The 6,678-nt window shown below is 62.6% G+C and carries 7 protein-coding genes and 1 tRNA gene; 3 read left to right on the forward strand and 5 right to left on the reverse strand.

The features are described 5' to 3' along the window. Window positions 1–380 (forward strand): FtsX-like permease family protein (locus tag VEK15_20880; protein ID HXV63167.1); only part of this gene is annotated, 380 nt, incomplete at its 5' end. Between the two features lie 59 nt (window positions 381–439). On the opposite strand, the gene VEK15_20885 is transcribed toward VEK15_20880, so the two are convergent. The 5 genes from VEK15_20885 to VEK15_20905 form a co-directional block, all read right to left on the reverse strand. Further along, entirely contained in the window at window positions 440–1,138 is a 699-nt protein-coding gene (locus tag VEK15_20885; GenBank protein ID HXV63168.1) for a BON domain-containing protein, read from the reverse strand. Between the two features lie 149 nt (window positions 1,139–1,287). Further along, window positions 1,288–1,491, reverse strand: a complete 204-nt coding sequence (locus VEK15_20890; GenBank protein ID HXV63169.1) for a hypothetical protein — start codon at window positions 1,489–1,491, stop codon at window positions 1,288–1,290. Window positions 1,492–1,615: 124 nt separating this feature from the next. Beyond that, window positions 1,616–3,193 (reverse strand): peptide chain release factor 3, encoded by a 1,578-nt coding sequence (locus tag VEK15_20895; GenBank protein HXV63170.1) that lies wholly within the window; start codon window positions 3,191–3,193, stop codon window positions 1,616–1,618. Between the two features lie 28 nt (window positions 3,194–3,221). Continuing rightward, on the reverse strand, window positions 3,222–3,944 hold the full coding sequence (locus tag VEK15_20900; GenBank protein ID HXV63171.1) for a methyltransferase domain-containing protein: 723 nt from the start codon (window positions 3,942–3,944) through the stop codon (window positions 3,222–3,224). 27 nt (window positions 3,945–3,971) lie between these two features. Then, on the reverse strand, window positions 3,972–5,267 hold the full coding sequence (locus VEK15_20905) for a Zn-dependent hydrolase (protein ID HXV63172.1): 1,296 nt from the start codon (window positions 5,265–5,267) through the stop codon (window positions 3,972–3,974). Window positions 5,268–5,683: 416 nt separating this feature from the next. On the opposite strand from VEK15_20905, the gene VEK15_20910 reads away from it, so the two are divergent. Beyond that, window positions 5,684–6,475: a histidine phosphatase family protein gene (locus tag VEK15_20910; protein ID HXV63173.1), complete on the forward strand. Its 792-nt coding sequence runs from the start codon at window positions 5,684–5,686 to the stop codon at window positions 6,473–6,475. Between the two features lie 101 nt (window positions 6,476–6,576). After that, window positions 6,577–6,653 (forward strand) — tRNA-Met (locus tag VEK15_20915). Window positions 6,654–6,678 lie beyond the last annotated feature (25 nt).

Genomic DNA, 6,678 nt, shown 5'->3' on the forward strand with positions numbered 1-6,678 from the left:
CGTTGCTCCTCGTGGTGTTCGCCGTTCTGGCCCTGGCTCTGGCAGCGGTGGGAACCTACGGAGTCATGTCGTACTTCGTGGCCGAGCGCACGAGCGAGATCGGACTCCGGATGGCGCTCGGAGCGGGTACGCGGCGCATCCTGAAGCTCGTGCTTTCGCAGGGTCTCCTGCTCGGCGTCATCGGCGTTTCTCTGGGGATCGGCCTCGCGCTCGTCCTGTCACGTCTCCTCGGGTCGTTCTTGTTCGGGGTCACGACCACCGATCCGATGACGTTCATCGTCGTTCCTCTCGTGCTGCTCGCCGTGGCTCTCGTCGCCTGCTTCGTCCCAGCGATGAGGGCAATGCGCATCGAGCCCGTTTCCGCGCTACGCCACGAGTAGCTCCCGCAGTCTCGGTAGAGGCGACGTTCGAATCGTGGGGGCCTCCGGGCTCGTCGGGGCTAGCTTCCCACAGCGAGCCGGTTGTCGACGCCGAAAACACCAAAGGTGGAGCGGGCGATGTGCTCGGCCTTTCTTTTTTCGACTTCGGAACGTACCGCGCCGGTGAGAGCGACGCGCCCCCTCTCGACCACGATGTGAATCGGGGGATTGACCCTCGAAGCGAGGTCGCGAAACAGAGGATCGCGATAGATTCGATAGGCCAGGGCGGCACGAAGCCTCTGGTCTCCAATGTTCGTGGGAAGTGTTGCAATCTCGTTGGTCACGCTCTGAACTCCGATGACCTTTGAAACCCGCTCCTCGATCTCGTCGGATTTGAAAGGCATCGTCACCCGTCCCGTGAGGCTCACATTCCCCTCGTCCACCGCGACGTTGACGTCGTCGTAGATGGTGAAGAAGACGTAGCGGCGAACCGCTTTGGCGACGTCCTCGGCAACCTGATTGTCGCTTTCGCCGCGCGCAACCTCCATCTTGTCCTCCACCGCTACCACCCCGTCGGTCTCCGTGGCCCTCTCGATGGCGTCCCTCTTGTCCCCGACGCTCCGGACCGTTCCCTCGAGCGTTACGATCCCGTCGATCACTTCCACTCGAATGCCTTCTGCGAGTCTTCGCGCGAGGGCGTCACGCAACGCACTGTCGTCGGCCTGCGCCGTTCCCGTGAGAAGCCCCAGCGCCAGAATTCCCATCGTCGTCGTCCTCATGATTTCGTCCTCCAGCGAACGTTAACGTCATTGGTCGATCGCAAACCCCGTGCCGAAGCTCCGATACAATGAAATCAACGGCTTGGAGCCACCTGACCGACGAGCTGTCCTCCTAGGAGGTCGTCGCTGGCCTGTGGACGATGTCGTTTCTACAGGGGCTCGAGCTTTCTCTCCGTAGCCGCGCGGATCTCTTGCTCGGAGGCGCCCGGTGGGAGAATGGGCGTCCGCAAGACGAGCATCTTGCCCTTGGGTATCGGTCCGTTTCGGTCATCGAGCGGTCGAAGCCTCGATTCGATGAAGGGCCGTCCTTCGTGGAACGTCACGGTCATCGTCATGCTCACGTTGGGCTGCATCGTGAACTCCTCCTCTCTTCCTGCTTCTTTGAGACGCGATCCGAGCGCCGTTGCCTCCCTGAGCGCACTCTCGAAGAGAGGGATCGAGGAGAGAGCGAGGAGATCGACGAGGGCTTGACCGGAACTACAGGGGCTCGACTTCGTAGAGCTCGAGACCGGGCGCGTTATCGAGCGCGTAGCTCAAGTTCCAGTCGGAATCGGTGAGGACCACCGGGTGACCGTGTCGATCTTCCACGACGGTATAGCCGTGAGTCGAGCCGAGCCATTCCCGAGCCTGGGGAGAGCCGCCGATCCAACGAGCGCGGGTGAAGCGCGCCTTCACGAACTCGACGGAGAGCTTGTACTCGCTTCTGAGTCGTTCCTTCAGGACCTCGAACTGAAGGAGTCCGACTGCCCCGAGATACGGGCTCTGCCGGCCCTGGCCGGGAATGAAGAACAGCTGAATGACGCCTTCCTGCGAGAGCTGCTCGAGCCCCGCATCGAGAGCCTTGCGCTTCAGCGGATCCTCGAGCCGGAGCTGCCCGAAGTGCTCGGGCGCGAATCGGGGGATACCGGCGAAATGAATCGGTCCACCGGTCGACAGCGTATCCCCGACACGAAGCTTGCCGGTATTGTAGAGGCCGACGATATCTCCCGGCCAGGCCTCGTCGACGAGTGAACGTTCGTCTCCGAGGAACGTGTGAGGTTTTGCGAGCCTCAACGTCTCCCCCGAGCGTCCGATGATGGCGTCCATGCCACGCTCGAACTTGCCGCTCACCACCCTCATGAAGGCGATTCCGTCGCGGTGTCGCGGGTTCATGTTCGCTTGAATCTTGAAGACGAACCCGGTGAAGCGCTCGTCTTCCGGCGCGATCCGCTCTCCGTCCTCCGTTTCCCGGGGAGCGGGACGAGCCGCGTGGTGGGAGATGTAATCGAGGAGCTCCTCGACCCCGAAGTCGTTCATCGCCGAGCCCCAGAAGAGCGGGCTCACGTCGCCGGAGAGGAACCGCTCGTGGCGGTAGGCGTCACCGGCGTGCTCGAGAAGCTCCAGCTCCTCGGCCACGTGCTTGTAGATGCGAGACCCGACCAGGGATTCGGCTTCTTTCCAGTCCAAACGATGCGACGCCGTCTTCATCCCACCGCCCTTGTCGGGATAGACGATGACCTCTTTCGTCCTCAGGTCCACCACGCCCCGGAAGTCGCCACCCATCCCCAGTGGCCAGTTGAGGGGTGCGACTTCGAGGTCGAGCGTTTCGCTCACCTGATCAACGAGCTCGAGGGGGTGAAGGCCGTGCCGATCCAGCTTGTTCATGAACGTCATCACCGGAAGCTTTCGCAGGCGACAGACCTCGAACAGCTTCCTCGTCCGAGGCTCGACCCCTTTGGCGTGATCCATGAGCATCACCGCCGAGTCCACTGCGGCGAGAGTGCGATAGGTGTCCTCGGAGAAGTCGGCGTGACCCGGAGTGTCGACCAGATTGAGTGCGCTGCCACCGTGCTCGAACCGCAAGACCGACGACGTGACCGAGATGCCTCGCTCCTGCTCGATCTTCATCCAGTCCGAGATCGTGCGTCGCGACTCCCGCTTGGCCTTCACCGAGCCGGCGAGGTGGATTGCCCCCGAGTACAGCAGGAGCTTTTCGGTAAGCGTCGTCTTTCCCGCGTCGGGATGGGAGATGATCGCGAACGTGCGTCGTCTCCGGACCTCTTCTTCGAATCTCATCGGTCGGGGAAAGCGTGCCCGGATAGGCTCAGGGTCGGTGGGCCGAGCAGAGAATCGAGACCCCGAAAGGCAGCCGAACGCGGTCGATCGCATAGCGCTCGAGCGAGAAGAGCTTCTCCAAGACGAGCTCGGCGGGGCCGGGCAGGCGAACGTCGAAGTCGCTCCGGACGTCTTTGGCGACGGGAAAGATCTTTCGCAGGATGCGGATGGCGGCGATCGGGGGAAAGAGAAGCGTGTTGAAGTAAGTCGCGTGGTCGACCTCGAAGCCGGAACCGGTGACGAGCTCGATGAGCGGTCCGCGCCGATAGCGCCTCTTGTGCTCGCTCACCACGTCCTGGAGGCCGTAGAGGAACATGAACGCCGGGACGCTCAAAACGAGCTTCCCGCCCGGCCGCAGCACTCGATGGATCTCTCGGAGCACGGAAGCTTCCGCATCGACGTGCTCGAGCACGTCGAACATGAATGCCGCGTCGAAGGTCTCGCTGGAAAAAGGAAGCGCGATCGCGTCCGCTTGCGCGGCGAGGGCAAGCTCGCGGAGGCGGGGATCGATGGGTGCCTTGTCGATCGCCACGAGACGAGCCGTCTTGGAGAGCATCTCCGCTTCCCGGGTGTAGCCGACCCCGATGGTAAGAGCGCGCTCGGTTCGGCCGACGAGCCGTCCGACCGCCCGCTCGAGGATGTGATTGCGCGCCCGGTACCACCAGTGCTCGTTCTCGAGACGAGCCATCGCGGCGCGAAAGTGCTGTTGCATCTCAAACAGGCGAGTATATCGCGCCGGTCAGGCCAGGGCGAGGATGTCGGCCCCGAGCACGGCGCCAAGCAAGACGTTGGCGCCCGCCTCGATGTCCTCGGGGCGCGAATACTCCTTCGGCGAATGGCTGATACCACCCGTGCTCGGTATGAAGATCATGCCCACGGGCGCAACCAGGGCGATGCTCTGGGCATCGTGTCCCGCTCCACTCGGCATCGACAGGGTCGACAGGCCGAGATCGTGAGCGGCCTTCCGGACGAGCTCTCGGAGTCTCTCGTCGGTGGGCGCCGCCCGACTGACGTAGTAACGCTCGAAGGAGATCGAGGTCCGGTTTCGTGAAGCGACGCCGCGTGCCTCCCGTTCGATCCGCGCGAAGAACCGCTCGATGTGGTCCATCGCCAGATCGCGGATCTCGAGCGATAACTCCACTCGTCCCGGAATCACGTTCGGGGCTCCGGGGTGGGCTTCGATCCGTCCCACGGTTGCGACCTGTCGACCCGGAGTCGACGTCACGACCTGGTTCACCAGGTCGATGAATCGGCCTGCGGTCAGAAGGGCATCTCGCCGCTGATCCATGGGCGTCGTGCCGGCGTGGTTGGCGAAGCCCTCGATGACGACGACCCACCGTTCGATACCGACGATACCCTCGACGACGCCCACGTCGATGCCGCGCTCCTCGAGGACGCCTCCTTGCTCGATGTGGAGCTCGAAAAATGCCGCGATGTCACCGGGGCGCCTTCGGGCCTCGTCGAGGCGTTCCGGATCGCCACCGATGAAGGCAATCCCCTCACCGACCGTCTTGTCGGTATGGGACGGGAGCGCGAGATCTTTCTCGGTCACCTCTCCCACCATCGCCCGGCTTCCCGTCTTGCCGTTCTCTTCGTTTTGGAAGATGACGACCTCGAGCGGATGTCTCGTTCGAACGCCGGCCTCCTCGAGCGTATGCGCGACCTCGATGGCGCCCATCGAGCCGACCTGACCGTCGTAGTTGCCGCCTTCGGGGACGGAATCGATGTGCGAGCCGAGCAGGATCGGAGGCAGGTCGGGCTCGGTTCCGGCGCGGCGGCCGAGGAGGTTTCCCGCCGTGTCCGTCCGAACGTCGAGCCCGGCCTCCCGCATCCATTTCATCGCGAAGTCGCGGCCGTTCAGGTCCGCGTCGCTGTAAGCGACGCGGCTGATGCCTCCCTCGGCAGTTCGGCCGAATCGCGAGAGGTCGGAGAGGCGCCGATTCAGTCTCGCCCCGTTGACTCTCGGCGCCGCGGCATGGGACCGAGGCGAAAGTGCTAGCGCTCCGATGCCCAGCAAGAAGTCTCGTCGCCTCATCGTTTTGCCAATCATCGCGAAACTTGGAGGTCAGAATCAATCCGGATGGCGGGTAACCCAAAGTTCATATGGTATTGATTTTCTCGTGATGTTCGCCGGGTACTCTCTTCTTGCGCGGCTCTCGCGGCCCTCGAAGGGGCGGCGTCGTCCGGACCCCGCTTTTTAGCAGACGCCGCCCCTTTACCCCTCTTTTCGGCCGCGACCCGGGCGGGGACAGCCTCCCGGGTTGGACCGCCGCCGCTCGACAGCACAAGAGGCGGCAGTACGTCGCCGCGTCCTCACGTTGTCACACAAAAAACACGTCTTCTCAACCTGACTGTAACATTCATGTCTTAGGTTCCCATGATCGAGGGCTGTTCCGCCTGTCAACAAAATCAAGCAAGTCTGTTCGAGTCCTCGAAGGACGTCGAGGGACGATGATGAAAAAACTGTACCTGGTTCGGCACGCCAAGGCCGCGGGTCGAGATCGTCGAACTCCGGATCTCGGGAGGCCGCTCCTGAAGAGAGGAAAGCAAGACGCCGAGAAGATCGCGAAGAAGCTCAGGCAAAACGGGCGGCGCCCCGACGTCATCGTCTCGAGCTCGGCGAATCGCGCTCGCCAATCCGCCAGCATCGTCGCCAAGACCCTGGGATACAAGAAGAAGATCGTCTCACGGAGCGAGGTTTATGAGGCAGATCAGGGACAACTCATGAAGATCGTTCGAAACCTCGAGGACGGAGACCGCACGGTCATGATCGTGGGTCACAATCCGGCCATCAACGAACTCGCCGGGACTCTGGTCAAGGGCTTCGATCAAGCAATTCCGACGTCGGGCATCGTGGGAATCGATCTGCCGGTCGAGACGTGGACCCGGGTACGCAAAGGACAGGGGCAGCTGAGCTACTTCGATTTTCCAAAGAAGAAGCAGGTCCAGGCGAAGCTCCTCAAGAAGATCGAGCAAGAGATCGCCTCCGAAGTCACTCGGGTCGTGAGCAGCGCGTTGAAGCATTTCGACGGAGATTCCGCGGAAAGAATCAACCGGAGCGTCAAAACCGCGAGCCGACGGGTTGCCAGAGAATTCGTCGACAAGCTGAAGACGAGAAAAGTCTCGATCCGTACCCAAAGCCAGCCAGTCCCCCAGAAAAAGGCCGTTCGGAAGCCCAGGAAGAAACCGGTGAGGGCGCGCCCCGAGAAAACCCCCGAAGCGGCATCTTCCGCCGACCCGTAGCACCAAGCAGCTCGGCAGTCGTCGCTCGAACGCAGGTGACGCCAGGCACACGCTCGTGGTGTAGACTTGGAGGCTGACAGGTCTCCCGCAAGCCAATGTCAGGCGGGGTAGCTCAGTTGGTGAGAGCGAAGGACTCATAACCCTTAGGTCGGCGGTTCGAATCCGCCCCCCGCTACCACATGGATCCCCTTGCGCTTCATTCC

This window comes from Vicinamibacteria bacterium, from assembly GCA_035620555.1.
Lineage (GTDB): Bacteria > Acidobacteriota > Vicinamibacteria > Marinacidobacterales > SMYC01 > DASPGQ01.